Below are 19,873 nucleotides of genomic sequence, written 5' to 3'. Positions count from 1 at the left end.
TGGTTTCTATTTATTGTCTTTTAATACATTGATGTATATAAGCTAACTTTACGCTTGTTCAATACCATTGCAAAGATGATAAAAAAAGTTCAATGGCTACTTTGACCGATCCGCTGATTCACGTATCCTTAGACTCTATTATTTTATTGGTCGAGCTATTCCAAGTAGCCGACGTTGAACCAGCAAGAGTAGGCAATATCGTGACGATAAAAGGCTTAGAAAAACATACTCCTATGATGCAGCAGTTCCTTCGGATCAAAGCTGAAAACCCTGATATTTTATTGTTCTACCGCATGGGCGACTTCTATGAGATGTTTTTTGATGATGCCAAGCGAGCTTCACAATTACTTGATATCTCTCTGACAAAACGTGGCGCGACCAATGGTGAACCAATACCAATGGCTGGAGTACCTTACCATGCAGTTGAAGGCTACTTGGCTAAATTGGTTCAACAAGGGGTATCCGTTGCTATTTGTGAGCAAATTGGCGATCCAGCCACCAGCAAAGGCCCTGTAGAGCGTAAAGTTGTACGTATCGTCACCCCAGGTACCGTCAGTGATGAAGCTTTACTGAACGAACGTCGTGATAACCTTATTGCTGCTATTTATACTGCCAATAATAAATTTGGCTACGCAACGCTTGATATTACCTCAGGCCGCTTCATGTTAACCGAGCCGACAACTGAAGAAGAAATGCAAGCCGAGCTACAACGTACGAGCCCCGCTGAACTGCTTTATCCTGAAGATTTTACGTATCTACATTTAGTTGAACCGTTCAAAGGTAAGCGTCGTCGTCCGATTTGGGAATTTGAATTAGAAACGGCACGCCAACAACTGACATTACAATTTGGTACCCGTGATTTAGTAGGCTTTGGCGTCGAAAAAGCCAATCTTGGTTTATGTGCTGCTGGTTGTTTGATGCAATATGTCAAAGATACTCAACGCACCGCATTACCTCATATTCGTGCGATCACCCTCGATACCCAAGATCATGCAGTAATTTTAGACGCCGCCACTCGCCGTAATTTAGAATTAACCCAAAACTTAGCCGGTGGTTTTGATAACACCCTTGCCGCCGTACTCGATCATACCGCGACCCCTATGGGTAGCCGCTTACTAAAGCGCTGGTTACATCAACCCATTCGCGATCAACACCAATTAAATGGCCGTTTAAATGCTATCGAGGCGTTTAAAGACAGTGGCATGTTTGTCGATATGGCAAGTGTCTTACGTCATATGGGAGATTTAGAGCGTATCGTGGCACGATTAGCTTTACGCTCAGCTCGACCTCGTGATTTAGCGCGTATGCGTACTGCAATGCAATACTTACCTGAGCTGGCACAATTATTAGCAGAAATTCCACAAGCGCGTATTGGTGAATTAGCCCAAGATTCAGCACCTATGGATGATCTGTGCCAATTGCTTGAACGCGCTATCATTGAAAACCCACCGGTTATTATTCGTGATGGCGGTGTATTAGCCCCTGGCTATAATGCTGAATTAGATGAATGGCGAGATTTAGCCGATGGCGCTAAACAATATTTAACCAACCTTGAAACTCGCGAACGTGAGCGTCACGATATTGATAGCCTTAAAGTAGGTTTTAATCAGGTTCATGGTTTCTTTATTCAGGTCAGCCGTGGTCAAAGCCACTTAGTTCCTGATCACTATATTCGCCGCCAAACGCTTAAAAATGCTGAACGCTATATTATTCCTGAATTAAAAGAGCACGAAGATAAGGTGCTAAATTCAAAATCAAAAGCATTAGCGCTTGAGAAAAAGCTGTGGGAAGAATTATTTGATCAATTGTTACCGCATTTAGAACGGTTACAGTTAGCAGCAAGTGCCTTATCTGAATTAGATGTACTAGCAAACTTAGCAGAACGTGCAGACAGCTTAAATTACTGCCGCCCACAATTGACGACGACAACAGGGATTAATATTACAGCGGGTCGTCACCCTGTGGTTGAGCAAGTCTTAAGTGAACCGTTTATCGCTAACCCAATCGCGTTACACCAAGATCGTCGTATGTTGATTATTACCGGTCCTAACATGGGTGGTAAATCAACTTACATGCGCCAAACTGCACTGATTGCCTTACTGGCACATGTTGGATCTTTTGTTCCTGCAGAAGCGGTAACTATCGGTCCACTGGATCGTATTTTCACCCGTATTGGCGCATCAGATGATCTTGCGTCTGGTCGTTCAACCTTTATGGTCGAAATGACAGAAACCGCTAATATTCTCCATAATGCAACCAAACACAGTTTAGTGTTAATGGATGAAATTGGCCGTGGTACCAGTACCTATGATGGCCTCTCTCTCGCGTGGGCAAGTGCAGAATGGTTAGCGGATAAAATTGCGGCAATGACATTATTTGCTACTCACTATTTTGAGCTCACCGAATTACCTTCACTACTTTCAGGTTTAGCCAATGTCCACCTTGATGCCATTGAGCATGGCGACAATATTGCATTTATGCATAGCGTTCAAGACGGTGCTGCCAGCAAATCTTATGGTTTAGCGGTTGCTAGCCTAGCGGGTGTACCAAAAGCTGTAATTAAACGCGCTAAAATAAAACTCAAGCAATTAGAGGCGCTGGGGCATCAAAAAGCCCAACCATCAGCTAAAATCACAGGGCAAGTGCCGCGAGAAGAACATCAGTTAAGTTTGATTCCAGAGCCAAGCGACGTCGAAGAAGCATTAGCAAAGGTTAATCCTGATGAATTAACCCCTCGCCAAGCATTAGATGAGCTGTATCGTCTAAAAGCGTTATTAGCGTAATCACGGCCAGATAACAGCCATTAAAAAAGGACGCTTTAGCGTCCTTTTTTATTATTAAAGAGTCTCTATTATCGATAGCGTAAAAGTGATCATTAAAAAGACGGTTATCGATGATTGATTACTACATTTCTTGATTAAATAACGACTCAATACTTAACCCTTGGTGGGTTAACATATCACGTAAACGGCGTAAGCCTTCAACCTGAATCTGACGTACTCGCTCACGCGTTAAGCCGATTTCACGACCAACATCTTCTAATGTTGATGCTTCATAACCTAACAAACCAAATCGTCGTGCCAGCACTTCACGCTGTTTAGGGTTAAGATCTTGCAACCAATGAACAATAGAATTTTTAATGTCATCATCTTGAGTGGAGGTTTCAGGACTACCGCCTTTTTCATCGGGGATTATATCTAATAGTGCTTTATCAGAATCACCACCAATCGGATTATCAACCGAACTCACTCGCTCATTAAGACGCAGCATACGGTTAACATCATCAACGGATTTTTCAAGTTGCAGTGCAATATCTTCAGCAGTTGGCTCATGATCAAGCTTTTGTGCTAATTCACGTGCAGTACGTAAATAAACATTAAGCTCTTTCACAACATGGATGGGCAAGCGAATAGTACGGGTTTGGTTCATGATCGCCCGTTCAATAGTTTGACGGATCCACCATGTTGCATAAGTTGAAAAACGGAAACCTCGCTCAGGGTCAAATTTTTCAACTGCACGAATAAGACCTAAATTTCCCTCTTCAACTAAATCAAGTAAGGCTAAACCACGGTTGCTATAACGACGGGATATTTTCACGACTAACCGAAGATTACTTTCAATCATCCGTTTACGTGACACCTCATCACCGCGTAATGCCCGACGTGCATACAACACTTCTTCTTCGGCAGTGAGCAATGGAGAATATCCAATTTCACCAAGATAAAGTTGGGTTGCATCAAGTACTTTAGCGCTTGTCTCATATTTGGAGATATCAGCAGCTTCTGTCGATGCTGACGTATCAGAATTATTATCAGTGGACACCACTAAACTATTACGTTCAATGCTGTCATCTAATGTCAATGATTCAAGTTTTTTGGCTGTGCTGCTTCTACTCATAGCGCCTCCCAGATGGCGAGTTAAAGACATTACAACGTCATGATGTCATCTCTGATTTATACGTTTCTCTATTTTTATTATGGCGAACTACTTAGGAAGAAAGCGCATTGGATCGACAGACTTTCCTTTATAGCGGATTTCAAAATGCAATCGAACACTTGATGCACCAGAACTCCCCATCGTCGCTATTTCCTGACCAGCTTTAACTGATTGTTGCTCTTTAACTAATATTTTATCGTTGTGCGCATAAGCACTAAGGTAATCTTCACTGTGCTTAATGATCACTAAATTACCGTATCCTCGCAGTGCATCACCGGCATAAACCACTTTTCCAGCTGATGTTGCGCGAATTGGCGTACCACGAGCGGCAGTAATATCGATACCTTTATTGCCATTATCTGCGTTTGAGAACCCTTCAATAATTTTACCTTTCACAGGCCAAGCCCAGCCAGAACTTGAAACATGTAACGTTGGTTTTGTTACTGGCTTATTTGTTACAGGTTTGTTAACTTTTGTTTTTTCAGAGTACTCTTTTGCTTCTTGCTTAGCAACTGGTTTATTGGTTGTTTTTTGCACTACTGGTTTTTTGATGACGGGTTTATGTACGGTCTGGGTTACCGTTTTTGCAGCTGATGGTGCAATTATTGGCATTACAACGACGTTATTAGTACGCCCTTGACTATCCGCTGTTGGAATCGCCAATCTTTGCCCAGGATAAATCGTATAAGGGTAAGGTAAGCGGTTTAGCTTAACGATATCTTTAACATCACGCCCGGTCATATAAGAGATAAAATACAGCGTATCTCCTTTCTGAACAGTGTAATAACTGCCATGAAAACTGCCACGTTGCAATTGTGAATAATCTTTAGCAAGATTTGAAACAGGCGCAGGCGTATGACTACTACATGCAGATAACAGCACCACACAGGTTACTGCTAGCAAAGAAGGTTGAATTATTTTTTTTATCATACGCTCAATACTCATGATTTACGCCAAATCTCCAGCCACTAACGGCACAAATTTAACAGGTTCGATATCCGTTTCAATAAACTGTTCGCCATTGCGAACAATCAATTTTAACACTTGCTCTGAATACCCTACGGGTAATATTAATCGACCACCATCGGCAAGTTGGGTTAATAGGCTCTGGGGAACCTCACTTGGCGCGGCGGTAACAATAATAGCATCAAATGGGCCTTTACTTTCCCAACCTTGCCATCCATCACCATGTTTAGTCGAAATATTATATAATTCTAATTGTTTAAAACGTCGTTTTGCTTGCCATTGCAGGCCTTTAATTCGCTCAACAGAATAAACATGATCAGCTAATTGCGCTAACACTGACGCTTGATAACCGGATCCAGTACCAATTTCTAGCACCGATGATTGCGGCGTTAATGCTAATAGCGAGGTCATCTTTGCAACAATATAAGGTTGTGAAATCGTCTGACCACTGCCTATCGGTAACGCATTATTCTCATAAGCTTGATAAGAAAATGCTTCATCAATAAAAAATTGGCGAGGTATCGCAGCAATAGCTTGCAGCACTCGCTGATCGGTAATACCTCGATTCACTAATAACGCAATTAATTTATCAACTTGCCTCTGATAACGCATAGTTATCGAATCTCCACCGCATGCATCCAGCTTTCTAGCCCAACTATTGCATCATGCGCAGTCAGGTCGACTTGTAACGGAGTAATAGAAACTTCTCCATGTTCAATCGCAAAAAAATCAGTGCCTTCGGTAGCATCTTGTGTATCACCCGGAGGTCCTAACCAATATAAGGGATTCCCACGAGGATCGGTTTTTTTAATCATACTCACAGCCCGATGACGTGCCCCTAAGCGGGTTGTTTTCCACCCTTTTAGTTGATCAAAAGGCACATCAGGAACATTAACATTAATAATTTTTTGAGTAGATATAGATAATGGCTGCATGACCATTTTTTCAATCAAGATTTTTACAACTTGAGCAGCAGTATCAAAATGGGTATCACCCACTAATGAAACTGCAATCGCAGGTACACCTAAAAAATAACCTTCAGTCGCCGCAGCAACCGTGCCAGAATAAAGCACATCATCGCCTAAATTTGCACCATGATTAATCCCCGCCACCACAATATCGGGCAAGTTATCTAACCATTCAGTTAATGCAAAATGGACACAATCTACTGGCGTACCTTGAACCGCGACTTTATTGTCACTTTGCTGACGAATACGTAATGGGTAATCAATCGTTAATGAATTGGATGCCCCTGATCGATTACGATCAGGGGCAACTACCGTTACTTCACCAAGCTCACTTAGGACCTCAGCTAACGTATTAATACCTTCAGCAAAAATACCATCATCATTGCTGATCAGTATTCTCATCATTCATACCTTCTGATTCTAGCGGCATGATCAACTCACGCACGACCGAAGTCGCAAAACTGCCAGCAGGTAAAGCAAAAGAAAGGATCACGCCATTATCATCAAACTGCCATTGCATATCTTGTGGTAGTAATAATAATGAACGACGATCATGACGCATACGATTATCACGTACTAATGCTACAAGTGCAGGTTCTTGCTCAACAATCGCTAATTCAAATGCTTGTGCATCAGCTGTTGTAGGTAAAGCGTTATCACCTAGCAATGGGCCTGTAATTGCTACTTCACCTTGCATTACTTGTTGCTGTAATTCAGGGGTAATAGTTTCAGCAATAAACGTGCGATCATCACCAGCGGCTTGTAGGCAATCACCTAGCATAATTTCACGGGTAAGATTTTGCTCAATACGCGCAGACAATACTTGGTTAAACATCCATGAGCGTGCAGCTGATAAGTAAAAACTACGCTTGCTCTTATCACGAACACGGAATTCATTATTACCCCAAGCGCGAGCTTTAATGACGTTATTGCCGCCATAACCAAAACGTTGCTGACCAAAATAGTTTGCAACACCTTGTTGCTTTACTAACTCTAAACGTTCAGCTAATGCTTGAGGCTGATCTAAATCAGTTAAGCGCAATTGGAACCAGTTACCTTGCAAATCACCAGGGCGTAGTTTTTTATCATTGCGAGTCGTTTCAAGAATTTCAATTCCAGGGTGCTCTGCTTCAAACTGAGTTAAATCAGGATCAGCTTTACCTGGTAAATGAACACTTATCCATTGATCAGTGACTGCGTGGCGATCTTTAAGACCGGCCCAACTCACATCACGCGATTTCACACCACACGCTTTGGCTAATTCATTAACCACATATTTAGTATTTTCGCCTGTTTTGCGAATTTTAACCATTAAGTGCTCGCCAGTACCTGTAAAGGTAAAACCTAACTGCTCGTTAACGATAAAATCTTGTGGATTTGCCTTAATATTTCCATGGCAAGTTGGCTGTTCATGAAGCCACTTAAAACAATCCATTACGTTTGTTGAGATGTTATTTGTCGACATGATGTCATTATACCTTTTTAATTAAAACAACGGCTTCACAAGCAATACCTTCTTTACGTCCAGTAAATCCTAGGCGTTCAGAAGTAGTTGCTTTAACATTAATATTGGCGATATCTGTTTCCAGATCGTCAGCTATGGCTTGGCACATCGCCGTAATGTGAGGTGCCATTTTGGGTGCTTGGGCAATAATAGTGACATCGAGATTACCAAGACAATAGCCCATTGCCTTAACCTTGCTGTAGACATCACGTAATAAAAATCGACTATCGGCACCGGCCCACTCAGCGTCAGTATCAGGGAAATGACGACCAATATCACCCGCACCGATTGCCCCTAACAACGCATCACAAACAGCGTGTAAAGCGACATCACCATCAGAGTGTGCGATTAGACCTTGTTCATAAGGAACAGCAACACCACCAATAATAACGGGGCCTGCACCACCAAATTTATGCACATCAAACCCGTGACCAATTCGCATTAATGTTGTTCCTTTAATAAGAGTTGTAGATAAAACTCAGCCAAGGCTAAATCTTCTGGCTGTGTCACCTTCAGATTATCACTCCGTCCAGCAACAAGGATCGGGGTATAACCACAAAATTCTAATGCGGATGCTTCATCAGTGATCGTCGCACCTTGAGCTAAAGCTGTCGTTAATGATTGGCGCAATTGTCCAACACGAAACATTTGTGGTGTTAACGCATGCCATAAGTTTTCACGATCGACCGTATGAATAATCTGAGATTGTGTTGCTTTATTATGCCCACGTTTCATAGTATCGCGTACAGGTGCTGCTAAAATCGCACCACAATCACTATAAACAGCGGCTGTTATCAAAGCCGTTAAGTCAGTTAACCTAACACATGGCCGCGCAGCATCATGCACTAATACCCATGCATTGTTATTATCAATCGCCGCTAAACCCGCAAACACTGAATCAGCCCGTTCAGCACCACCATCGACCACGGTGATCCGTGAATCAGTCGCTAATGGTAACTGTGGGAAATAAGGATCATCTGCACTAACAGCAATTATCACCCGTGTAATTTCAGGTAAGCTCAATAGACGATCAACGGTATGCTCTAAAATCGTTTTACCTGCAATATGCAGATATTGCTTCGGACGATCAGCAGCCATTCGACTACCGACTCCAGCCGCAGGTACTACGGCAATAAATTCTTCAGCGATCATTAGCTTTATTACTCACAACAAAAAACGCTAACGTTAGTTATTATCACCTAACACTCGAACAAAAGTTTCACCGGGTTTAATTAAACCTAAATCATTGCGCGCGCGCTCTTCTACGGCTTCTTTACCGCCATGAAGATCTTTAATTTCTGCGTACATTTGTTGGTTTCGTTGTTGTAATTCAGTATTAGCAGCTTGCTGTAAAGCAACGCTTTCTTTTACTGCGGTATATTCGTTCATACCGTTTTTACCATCCCAAAAATCGTACTGCAGCCAAGCTAAAACCACTAGCAGGATAATAATAAACAAACGCATGATTCCCCTTTAAAATTAGCGTAGATGTCAATACCAACAATATACATTCCAATCAATCACTGATCGTAAACCATTGGAATGCATGTTGCGAAAGCGTAATAATCCCATAATCAGCTTATTGTGACCACTATTATGGCTATAGAGTTGATACAGTGCTAGTTACGTGTCAATTTTGCTGTTAAATCAAACAAAAGCCGTTTATTTAGCGTTATTTACAGCAGTATCACTTTTTCAGAAAAAAAAACCGCCTCCTAAGAGACGGTTTGATTTAGGCTCATTGAGCAAGCTCAATGATAGGCTTAAAAGAATTAAGCTTGACCTTTAACTTCTTTAAGACCGTTGAAAGCAGCACGTTCACCTAGTGCTTCTTCGATACGGATAAGTTGGTTGTACTTAGCAACACGGTCAGAACGGCTCATAGAACCAGTTTTGATTTGACCTGCAGCTGTACCTACTGCTAAATCAGCAATAGTTGCGTCTTCTGTCTCGCCTGAACGGTGAGAGATAACAGCAGTGTAACCAGCATCTTTAGCCATTTTAATACAAGCTAGAGTTTCAGTTAGAGAACCGATTTGGTTTAGCTTGATTAGGATTGAGTTAGTAATACCTTTCTCAATACCTTCAGCAAAGATCTTAGTGTTTGTAACGAATAGATCGTCACCTACTAGTTGAATCTTGTCACCTAGTAGTTCAGTTTGGTGCTTGAAGCCAGCCCAATCTGATTCGTCTAGACCATCTTCGATAGAAACGATAGCTGGGAACTTGTCTACTAGATCTTTAAGGAAGAAGTTAAATTCTTCTGAAGTAAATTTCTTACCTTCACCTTTAAGGTCGTAGATACCTTGTTCTTTGTTGTAGAACTCAGAAGCAGCACAGTCCATCGCTAGAGTAATATCTGTACCTAGCTCGTAACCTGCAGCTTCAACAGCTTCTTGAATTGCTTTAAGAGCAGCTTCGTTTGACTCAAGGTTTGGAGCGAAACCACCTTCGTCACCTACAGCTGTGCTCATGCCCTTAGACTTAAGAACTTTAGCTAGGCTGTGGAAGACTTCAGAACCCATACGTACAGCTTCACGAAGTGTCTTAGCACCTACAGGCTGAATCATGAATTCTTGAATATCAATAGTGTTATCTGCGTGCTCGCCACCATTGATGATGTTCATCATAGGTAGAGGCATAGAGAACTGACCAGCAGTACCGTTTAGCTCAGCAATGTGCTCGTATAAAGGCATGCCTTTAGATGCAGCAGCTGCTTTTGCGTTCGCAAGAGAAACAGCTAGGATTGCGTTAGCGCCAAAGTTAGATTTGTTTTCAGTACCGTCAAGGTCGATCATAAGTTGGTCGATTGCAGCTTGATCAGTCGCGTCTTTACCCATAAGGACTTCAGCGATTGGACCGTTTGCAGCAGCAACAGCTTTAAGAACACCTTTACCAAGGAAACGAGATTTGTCGCCATCACGAAGCTCAAGAGCTTCACGAGAACCAGTAGAAGCACCAGACGGTGCAGCAGCCATACCAACGAAACCACCTTCTAGGTGAACTTCAGCTTCAATTGTTGGGTTGCCACGTGAGTCAATGATTTCACGAGCTAGAACTTTAACGATCTTAGACATTGTGTTTCCTCTGCTTTATCTTCAAATTAAAAGCTAAATAAAATAGCTGCAGCGATAACTGCTACAGCTATCAGTAATCCTTACTTATCAGATTCACCGCGGTGATATATGCCCGCAGCTTTAACAAAACCTTCAAATAATGGGTGACCATCACGAGGTGTTGAAGTGAATTCTGGGTGGAACTGTGCAGCAACGAACCAAGGATGATTCGGAATTTCAATAATCTCAACTAGCTTCTTATCAGCTGATAAACCAGACACTTTTAGGCCTGCTTTTACTAGCTTCGGTAGCAAGTTGTTATTAACTTCGTAACGATGGCGATGACGCTCATGGATTGACGCTTGAGCGTACAATTCACGTGCTTTTGAGCCTTCTTGAAGATGACATAACTGAGAACCAAGACGCATTGTGCCTCCTAGATCAGATTTTTCAGTACGCTCTTCTACGTTACCTTCGCTATCAACCCACTCAGTGATCAAGCCAACCACTGGGTGCTTAGTATCAGCGTTAAATTCAGTTGAGTGTGCATCCGCCATGTTTGCTACATTACGAGCAAAATCAATTAATGCGACTTGCATACCTAAACAAATACCTAAATAAGGGATTTTGTTTTCACGTGCATATTGCGCCGTTAGAATTTTACCTTCAATACCACGATGACCAAAGCCACCCGGTACTAAGATTGCATCAAGGTTAGCAAGCACTTCGGTGCCTTTAGACTCAACGTCTTGAGAATCAATATATTTAATTTGTACTGAAATGCGATTTTTCAGGCCTGCGTGTTTAAGCGCTTCGTTAACTGATTTATATGCATCAGGCAATTCAGTATATTTACCAACCAAGCCGATAGTCACTTCTGCTGTCGGATTAGCTTCTTCATAAATAACTTGTTCCCACTCAGATAAATCAGCTTCTGGTGCAGTAATACCAAAACGCTTACATACCAAGTCATCAAGGCCTTGAGCTTTAATAAGTTGTGGGATTTTGTAGATTGAATCTACATCTTTCATTGAAATAACCGCTTTTTCCTGCACATTACAGAACAGCGCAATTTTTGCACGTTCGTTTGCAGGAATAACACGATCACTACGGCATATCAAAATATCTGGTTGAATACCGATAGAAAGTAATTCTTTTACTGAGTGTTGAGTTGGCTTAGTTTTCACTTCACCAGCAGCAGCAAGGTAAGGAACTAACGTTAAGTGCATAAACAAAGTGTTTTCACGACCTTGTTGAATTGCAAGTTGACGAATAGCTTCCATGAACGGTAGTGATTCAATATCACCAACTGTGCCACCGACTTCAACAATCGCTATATCATGACCCGCAGAACCAGCAATAACACGCTCTTTGATTTCGTTCGTGATATGTGGAATAACCTGAATCGTTGCACCTAGGTAATCACCACGACGCTCTTTGCGTAATACGTCTGCGTACACACGACCAGCAGTAAAGTTATTACGCTTTGTCATTTTGGTACGAATAAAACGCTCGTAGTGACCTAAGTCAAGATCAGTCTCTGCACCGTCTTCCGTAACGAATACTTCACCGTGCTGAGTAGGGCTCATTGTGCCTGGATCAACGTTAATGTAAGGGTCTAATTTCATCATGGTCACATTAAGACCACGTGCTTCTAGAATGGCTGCTAATGATGCTGCAGCAATGCCTTTACCTAGAGAGGATACTACTCCGCCCGTAACAAAAATATAATTCGTTGTCATGTTAAACCTGGAAGATTGGTGTAGAGGAAAAAGTGTATCTGGACGGGAAATTAGTATACCAGACACCATTTATCGCCACAACGTGAAAACTATCATACACCCCTAAGATTTTTTTTGTCTCAAATCAAGGAAGTGATATGTGTGCAATTTTCACCCCATATCGCTGCTTTTAGCTGATAAGTTATCATACTACTACCGTATAACTATGCCAAGTGGGAATAATTATTTATTGCATTCATGCTGTTTTACTCTATCCCACTCAAAATCTAGCTCAGTTAATGAACATTGATTTAAAGACTTACCTTGTTCTAACACATTTTTTTCGACTTGGCGAAAACGTCGTTCAAATTTTTTATTTGCTTGTTGCAGTGCATGTTCGGGTTTGACATCAAGATGACGACTTAAATTTACTACTGAAAAGAGCAAATCTCCCATCTCTTCAGCGATTTTATGCTGATCTTGTGGCGTTTGAATGACTTCTGCCATCACTTCATCGAGTTCTTCAGTAACTTTATCAACCACTGGTCCTAACGTATCCCAATCAAAACCTTGACTGGCACAACGTTGTTGAATTTTATCAGCGCGAGTCAATGCGGGTAATGCTAGTGGGATATTAGCGAGCAAACTTTCATCTTGTAATTTTTGTGCTCGTTCTTTGGCTTTTTCAGCTTCCCAGTTTTGTTTTACCGCCATCTCATCTTCAAATTTCTCATCATTAAAGACATGCGGATGACGACGAGTTAATTTTTCACTAATGCCAGCAACTACATCATTAAAATCAAATAAATCTTGTTCTTTGGCTAATTGGCTATAAAACACCACTTGAAACAATAAATCACCGAGTTCTTCTTTTACATCAACCCAATTTTTTTGATCTATCGCATCGGCAACTTCATACGCTTCTTCAATGGTATAAGGTACGATTGAATCAAAATCTTGTTTTAGATCCCACGGACAGCCGTTCTTAGGATCACGTAACTGCGCCATAATGGTTAATAGATTATCGATATCAAGTGTGGTTTTGTTATGCATTATTATCTCCCTAAATAAAAAAATAGGTAGCCGAAGCTACCTATTGCTGTATTCGATATTATCTATCACGACTAACTATATAAACGCTTAGCTTCTGCGACGTCTTTGACTTGTTCAATACGATTTAATACTCGTCCTAAGACCTCTAAATCTGTTAATTCAAGTTCAAAATCCATGATCGACATTTGTTTTTTATAATCGACTCGGCTCTTCATACCTGCAACTTTGACTTTTTCGTTCATCAAAGTATTGGTCAATTCTTTAAGTAAACCGTTACGCTCAGAAGCGGTCACGCGAACGGTAATGGTATAATTACCAATAAAGCCACCACCCCAAACCGTATCAATGATCCGTTCAAGTGCATGATGACGCAATTCTTCCAATTGCTCACAATCATTGCGATGAACAGAAATACCCCGCCCTTGAGTGACAAAACCTTGGATATCATCACCAGGAATAGGCTGACAACAACGTGCTAAATGGGTCATTAAATTATCGACCCCTTCAACCACGACAGAATCACGACGAGGCTTCTTCGAGACATGTGACGCTTTATCACTCGCTTCAGACAACTTATCAAGCAGTTGCTGATCTTCTTCTTCTGCTGTCGGTTTGTTAATCAGGGCATTAATATGATTGATAATTTGGTTTATCCGCAGATCACCACTACCAATTCCTGCATATAGCTCTTCTGGCGAATTAACATTAAAACGTTTGCTGGCGTAAGAATGAGCATCTTTTAGCGTTGCGTTGATCCTACTTAGCTCAGCTTCAAGAATTTCTTTACCCGCAATAATGTTTTTATCGCGATCTTGTTTACGGAACCACGCGTGCACTTTGGCTCGGGCACGGCTTGAGGTTACAAAACCTTGATTAGGGTTTAACCAATCACGCGAAGGATTTGGCTCTTTTTGAGTAATAATCTCAACTTGATCCCCCATCTGTAAATGGTAAGTAAACGGCACAATACGGCCTTCTACTTTTGCCCCTATACAACGATGCCCCACTTCTGAGTGAATGTGATAAGCAAAGTCTAATGGAGTTGCATTTGATGGCAAATCAACCACGTCACCTTTTGGGGTAAACGCATAAACACGATCATCAAATACTTGGCTACGTAATTCATCGAGCATTTCACCAGAATCTGACATCTCTTCTTGCCATACCAGTAACTTACGTAACCAATTTATTTTTTCATCATACGCAGACTGAGCACCACTAGACGCAGCGGGACCTTCCTTATATTTCCAGTGCGCAGCAACGCCGAGTTCAGACTCTTCATGCATTTGCTTAGTACGGATCTGAATCTCAATCGTTTTGCCTTCAGGACCCAGAACTACTGTATGAATCGATTGATAACCATTCGGTTTAGGATTAGCGACATAATCATCAAATTCTTTGGGCAAATGACGATATTTAGTATGCACTACACCTAATGCTGCATAACAATCTTGCAGCTCTTCTGCCACAATACGTACCGCACGCACATCAAAAAGCTCATCAAACTCTAAACTTTTCTTCTGCATCTTGCGCCAAATGCTATAAATATGTTTAGGTCGACCTTGCACTTCTGCGCGAATATTTGAAGCCCGCATTGCGTCAGATAAATCATCAACAAAATGCATGATGTAGCCTTCACGATCAATGCGGCGCTCTGAAAGCTGCTTGGCTATTTGCTTATAAACTTCGGGATGCTGATAACGGAACGCGTAATCTTCAATTTCCCATTTTAATTGTCCGATGCCCAATCGGTTTGCCAATGGCGCATAAATATTGGCACACTCTTGCGCTGCAACACGACGAATCGCGTCTGGCTCATTTTTAACTTCACGTAGATTACAAATACGTTCAGCTAACTTGATAACCACGCAACGGAAATCATCAACCATCGATAGCAGCATTCGGCGAATACTATCCACTTGCGTAGATTGCGCTGTTTCTTCAGCCGTCGATTTAAGCTGACTAATGGCACACATTTGCTCAACACCTTCGACCAAATGCAGAATAGTGCCGTTGTAATCTTCTTTTACTTGCTCATGGTTATAACAACCCGCTTCAACTAATGGATATAGCATTGCCGATATTAATGTATCGGCGTCCATGCTTAACGTCACCAGAATCTCAACCATTTCACGGCCACGCCATAACAACAACGTACCGTTTTCTTGATCAACAACCAGTTCCTGACAACGTAGATAAGTTCCTTCTAAACGTCCAAACGTTTTTGCATCCAAACGTAAACTTTCGACCCATGAGGCTAACTCAAATATCGTGTTTTCTTTTAGATGTGCTCCACGTACTGCGACCATGTCTCTGTCCTGTCTTCTATTTAATGGCAATAGCAGTCATTGCTATAACTATTTTTTATGCTTTTTTTGAACCTTTACAAATAATGCCATTGATTCTAAATGCCCCGTATTTGGGAACATATCCAACATACCAAGACGCTCTAACTGATAACCTTTTTGTAATAATACTTGGCTATCACGCGCTAATGTTGCTGGATTACATGATACATAAACCACTTTATTTGGTGCTAGCTTAACCACATGATCCATCACACCAGCAGCACCAGCGCGCGCAGGATCTAATAAAATCTTATCAAATTGCTCTTGCGCCCACTCTAATTTCGTCACGTCTTGTTCTAAATTGGCTTGATAAAATGTGGCATTATATTGCGCGTTAACCTGAGCATTGTCTGTGGCGCGTAAAACCATATCATCAATACCTTCCACGCCAACCACTGCTTTAGCACGCTTAGCTAACGGCAAACTAAAGTTTCCTAAACCACAGAATAGATCTAACACCCTATCTTGAGGCTGAACATCAAGCCATTCGATAGCTTGTGCGACCATTTTAATGTTTACATCACGATTAACTTGAATAAAGTCTTTCGGTGAAAACATCAATTTAAGGCCATCAATCTCATAATAAGGTTGGTCACCATGGCTATGAATGAGTTCATCGGTTTCTGGCGCTAAAAATAACATCACATTATGTTTGGCAGCAAATGCCTGAATAAGTGCACTATCATCCGCATTAAAAGGCGCTAAATGACGAATCAAGACTACACAGCCATTATCCGCATGGGTCAATTCAAGATGCCCAATAAAGCGACGTCCTTTTAAACTATTTAATAACTCGCGTAATGGCGCTAATAAATCATTTAATGGTTGGGCTAATACTGGGCACTCGTTAACATTAACAATGTCATTACTTTGCTTTTTACGGAAACCAAACTCCAACTGACCATTATTTTCAACGCGAACTGCAAAGCGAGCACAACGACGATAATGCCATGATTCACTGATAATCGGTGGCTGTTGAATACAATCAACTTGATCAATAACAGCAAATTTTTCCATTAATTCGCCCAGTGCTTGCTGCTTAGATACCACTTGAGCTTGATGAGATAAATGCTGTAAATTACAACCACCACACTGGTCATAGATCGCACAATGGGGTTTAATACGAGCACTGCTGTCTGAAAGGCGTTTAATCACTTTAGCACGAGCGTAATTTTTTTTATCTTCCGTCAACTGCACCACGGCGGTCTCGGTGGGAAGTAAACCATCAACAAAGACAGATTTACCGTTTAGATGACCAATACCAGCACCAAGGTGATCTAAGCGATTAATGGTGATTTCTTTATGCTTGGTGTCAGTTGTACGTTTTTGAGGCTTAAAAAAGCGTGCCATAGTGTTTTGCTCACTGTTCAGACATTGAGTATTTGTCGCATAGCCCTAGTTTATTTACACTAGGAATATAGATGGGTGCTAATTCTCCCACAGAATCGCTTGCTTGTAATTAAGAGAACCATGACCAAATATGGACTTCGTGCCAGGGTCTTTACCCTGACATTAGCACCAACACTGATAATCGGCCTGTTATTGAGCGCTTTTTTTACTATGAATCGCTATCAAGATCTCGAACATCAATTGATTTCGACAGGTACCAGCATCATAGAGCCGTTAGCGATTTCGGCAGAATATGGCATGACCGAAAAAAATCGGGAAGCCATTCGACGTCTGATTGGTTACACCCATCGTAAGCATTCCGATATTATTCGTAGTATTGCTGTTTTTACTGATCACAATAAAATTTTTGCGACCTCTAACTTTCACCGTAACTTTGCGTCTTTTATGTACCCCGATGATAAGCCGATCCCGCGCTTACTTGATACTCAACTTAATGATAATACTCTTATTTTACGCACACCCATTTTAACTGAAGGCCAATTTGGCACCAACACCAGTACCAACGCATTAGGTAAACCATTAGGCTATATCGCCATCGAGCTTGATCTCAGTTCATTACGGTTACAGCAATATCAAGAAGTCTTTACTGCCTTAATGGTGTTACTACTTGGGCTAAGCTTATCGTCCTTATTTGCTTATCGTTTAATGCAAGATGTCACTCGTCCCATTTCACATATGATCAGTGTCGTTGATAGAATTCGACGCGGCCATCTTGATATTCGTATTGAAGGTCAACTACTCGGGGAGCTAGATACGCTTAAAAATGGTATCAATGCGATGGCAATCTCGCTGTCTGAATACCATATTGAAATGCAGCAAAGCATTGATCAAGCAACCTCAGATTTACGCGAAACCTTAGAACAACTTGAAATTCAAAACGTAGAATTAGATATTGCTAAAAAACGGGCCCAAGAAGCCGCGCGGGTTAAATCTGAATTTTTAGCCAACATGTCACACGAATTACGAACACCACTTAATGGTGTGATTGGCTTTACCCGTCAAATGCTTAAAACTAAGCTCAATACTAACCAGCAAGATTACCTCCTAACAATTGAGAATTCAGCCAATAACCTATTGACGATCATCAATGACATTTTAGACTTCTCAAAATTAGAAGCGGGTAAATTATTACTGGAAAATATTCCTTTTGATTTTTCTGATGCCCTTGATGACGTGATGCGTTTACTTGCGCCAAGTGCACATGAAAAAGGCTTAGAATTAACCCTTAAAATTGATACTCGCATTCCACCAGGCTTAATTGGTGATCCACTTCGTATTCAACAAGTGGTAACTAACTTAATCGGCAATGCAGTTAAGTTCACCGAAACTGGCAATATTGATGTCTCTGTCGAACTCAAATCTGAGCATGATAATAATATTGAATTACAATTTATGGTGCGTGATACCGGTATTGGTATTTCAGAACGTCAACAAGCACAATTATTCCAAGCCTTTAGCCAAGCTGATGCCAGTATCTCGCGTCGTTATGGTGGTACAGGGTTAGGACTAGTCATCACCCAAAAATTGGTTAGCCAAATGGGTGGGCAAGTCAGTCTTACCAGTCGTCTCCATCAAGGTTCCACCTTCTGGTTTAGCATTCGTATGCACAAAACGGATCTACCCGTATCGCATCTAATAGATACCTCATCATTAATGGGTAAAAAGTTACTGTTAATTGAACCTAACATGCAAGCAGCTGCAGTTGTGCAGCAACGATTAATTAATGCGGGGGTTCATGTTACTTATCGCTCAACCATGCCTGATGACATCGAACATCATGATTTTGCTTTATTGTGCTTATCTCCGTGTGAACAACCACCAACAGCAGTACTGTTTAACCATGTCTTTAAAGCTGAACAGATTGCCGATAAAGTACTGGTTTGTTTACCAACAACTGAACTTGCATTGTCGGAAAAACTCACTAATACCGGCGTTGAAATCTGTCTTGGAAAACCTATCGCGTCACGTAAATTATTTGAAGCATTATGTGATAGTGATGATGATGGGAAAGAGCCAGAATTACCTGTATTAACTACACCACCAGAACCAGTGCAACCATTAACAGTGATGGCGGTTGATGATAATCCTGCCAATTTAAAATTAATTTCAGCGTTATTAGGTGAGCGCGTTGAAACCGTTATTACTGCCACGGGTGGTAAAAAAGCAGTTGAGTATGCACATCAAAAAGCCTTTGATTTAATCTTTATGGATATTCAAATGCCAGAAATGGATGGCGTTACCGCTTGCCAAGAAATACACAAAACTAACCTTAATCATCAAACGCCAATTATTGCCGTTACTGCCCATGCGATGGCTGGAGAACGTGAACGATTAATCAATGCAGGGATGGATGATTACCTTACCAAGCCCATTGAAGAGCATATTCTGCAACAAATCTTAGCGAAGTGGGTCACTCCAACCGGTGATCAGAGTACCGTGTTAGCAACTCAATCAACGACAATAACTGAGATTATTCAATCACAACAAGACGTGCGACCAACCATTGATAATAGTATTAGTTTTGATTGGTCTTTAGCGCTTAAACAAGCCGCTGAAAAGGAAGATTTAGCGCGTGATATGCTACAAATGTTATTAGATTATATGCCAGAAGTAGAATTATTAGTCAATGAAGCGTTAGATGGAAAACAAGTAGAACTGTGGCCTTCAATCCACAAACTACATGGTAGCTGTGCTTATAGTGGTGTTCCACGTCTAAAATACCTCTGCCATACCATTGAAACTGAATTAAAAGCGAATACGTTAATAGTTGATATAGAACCCGAGCTATTAGAACTTATTGATGAAATGGATAATGTTGTTAAAGCATCAAAACAATACCGTCGTTAAAATTACGCTTATTTGACACCGCTATATTGTCACAAAAAAATAATCAAAAAAAACGCTAGCCTTA

Annotated in this window: 15 protein-coding genes; 2 read left to right on the top strand and 13 right to left on the bottom strand. The window is 41.2% G+C overall.

What is annotated here, in order from left to right; all coding sequences use genetic code 11:
* The first annotated feature begins 200 nt into the window (after positions 1 to 200).
* Complete coding sequence (gene mutS / locus GLP24_RS15540; RefSeq protein WP_232616226.1) at positions 201 to 2,783, top strand: DNA mismatch repair protein MutS; 2,583 nt, start codon at positions 201 to 203, stop codon at positions 2,781 to 2,783.
* 121 nt (positions 2,784 to 2,904) lie between these two features.
* Here the strand turns inward: mutS and rpoS are convergent, their stop codons facing one another.
* From rpoS to rlmD, 13 genes are all read right to left on the bottom strand, one after another.
* Positions 2,905 to 3,897 (bottom strand): RNA polymerase sigma factor RpoS, encoded by a 993-nt coding sequence (gene rpoS / locus GLP24_RS15535; RefSeq protein ID WP_101769957.1) that lies wholly within the window; start codon positions 3,895 to 3,897, stop codon positions 2,905 to 2,907.
* Between the two features lie 87 nt (positions 3,898 to 3,984).
* Positions 3,985 to 4,881 carry a peptidoglycan DD-metalloendopeptidase family protein gene (locus GLP24_RS15530; protein WP_232616223.1) on the bottom strand — a complete coding sequence of 299 codons (897 nt, stop codon included), beginning with the start codon at positions 4,879 to 4,881 and terminating at the stop codon, positions 3,985 to 3,987.
* Between the two features lie 3 nt (positions 4,882 to 4,884).
* On the bottom strand, positions 4,885 to 5,514 hold the full coding sequence (locus GLP24_RS15525; RefSeq protein WP_101769959.1) for a protein-L-isoaspartate(D-aspartate) O-methyltransferase: 630 nt from the start codon (positions 5,512 to 5,514) through the stop codon (positions 4,885 to 4,887).
* A 2-nt stretch (positions 5,515 to 5,516) separates the two neighbouring features.
* The gene (surE, locus tag GLP24_RS15520) at positions 5,517 to 6,272 is read right to left on the bottom strand and encodes a 5'/3'-nucleotidase SurE (RefSeq protein WP_232616225.1); all 756 of its coding nucleotides are present in this window, start codon (positions 6,270 to 6,272) and stop codon (positions 5,517 to 5,519) included.
* A complete protein-coding gene (gene truD / locus GLP24_RS15515; RefSeq protein ID WP_101770006.1) occupies positions 6,250 to 7,305 on the bottom strand; it encodes a tRNA pseudouridine(13) synthase TruD in 1,056 nt (351 codons plus the stop codon). Before truD ends, surE begins: the two co-directional genes overlap by 23 nt.
* Positions 7,306 to 7,342: 37 nt before the next feature.
* Positions 7,343 to 7,816, bottom strand: coding sequence for a 2-C-methyl-D-erythritol 2,4-cyclodiphosphate synthase (gene ispF, locus GLP24_RS15510; RefSeq protein ID WP_101769961.1), 474 nt, complete (start codon positions 7,814 to 7,816; stop codon positions 7,343 to 7,345).
* Positions 7,816 to 8,526, bottom strand: a complete 711-nt coding sequence (ispD, locus tag GLP24_RS15505) for a 2-C-methyl-D-erythritol 4-phosphate cytidylyltransferase (RefSeq protein WP_232616222.1) — start codon at positions 8,524 to 8,526, stop codon at positions 7,816 to 7,818. Before ispD ends, ispF begins: the two co-directional genes overlap by 1 nt.
* A 33-nt stretch (positions 8,527 to 8,559) precedes the next feature.
* Positions 8,560 to 8,838 carry a cell division protein FtsB gene (gene ftsB, locus GLP24_RS15500; protein WP_036793329.1) on the bottom strand — a complete coding sequence of 93 codons (279 nt, stop codon included), beginning with the start codon at positions 8,836 to 8,838 and terminating at the stop codon, positions 8,560 to 8,562.
* Between the two features lie 308 nt (positions 8,839 to 9,146).
* Positions 9,147 to 10,451: a phosphopyruvate hydratase gene (gene eno, locus GLP24_RS15495; protein ID WP_101769962.1), complete on the bottom strand. Its 1,305-nt coding sequence runs from the start codon at positions 10,449 to 10,451 to the stop codon at positions 9,147 to 9,149.
* Between the two features lie 80 nt (positions 10,452 to 10,531).
* Positions 10,532 to 12,172 carry a CTP synthase gene (locus tag GLP24_RS15490; RefSeq protein WP_101769963.1) on the bottom strand — a complete coding sequence of 547 codons (1,641 nt, stop codon included), beginning with the start codon at positions 12,170 to 12,172 and terminating at the stop codon, positions 10,532 to 10,534.
* A 222-nt stretch (positions 12,173 to 12,394) separates the two neighbouring features.
* Positions 12,395 to 13,204, bottom strand: coding sequence for a nucleoside triphosphate pyrophosphohydrolase (mazG, locus tag GLP24_RS15485; RefSeq protein WP_101769964.1), 810 nt, complete (start codon positions 13,202 to 13,204; stop codon positions 12,395 to 12,397).
* Positions 13,205 to 13,275: 71 nt separating this feature from the next.
* Positions 13,276 to 15,513: a GTP diphosphokinase gene (gene relA / locus GLP24_RS15480; RefSeq protein ID WP_152654113.1), complete on the bottom strand. Its 2,238-nt coding sequence runs from the start codon at positions 15,511 to 15,513 to the stop codon at positions 13,276 to 13,278.
* Between the two features lie 48 nt (positions 15,514 to 15,561).
* Positions 15,562 to 16,902, bottom strand: coding sequence for a 23S rRNA (uracil(1939)-C(5))-methyltransferase RlmD (gene rlmD, locus GLP24_RS15475; RefSeq protein ID WP_221944282.1), 1,341 nt, complete (start codon positions 16,900 to 16,902; stop codon positions 15,562 to 15,564).
* A gap of 120 nt (positions 16,903 to 17,022) precedes the next feature.
* On the opposite strand from rlmD, the gene barA reads away from it, so the two are divergent.
* Positions 17,023 to 19,809, top strand: coding sequence for a two-component sensor histidine kinase BarA (gene barA / locus GLP24_RS15470; protein ID WP_232578699.1), 2,787 nt, complete (start codon positions 17,023 to 17,025; stop codon positions 19,807 to 19,809).
* Positions 19,810 to 19,873: the final 64 nt, after the last annotated feature.

This window comes from Photobacterium carnosum, assembly GCF_021236965.1.
In the GTDB taxonomy this organism is placed as follows: domain Bacteria; phylum Pseudomonadota; class Gammaproteobacteria; order Enterobacterales; family Vibrionaceae; genus Photobacterium; species Photobacterium carnosum.
This window is presented reverse-complemented; position numbering and strand designations above follow the sequence as displayed.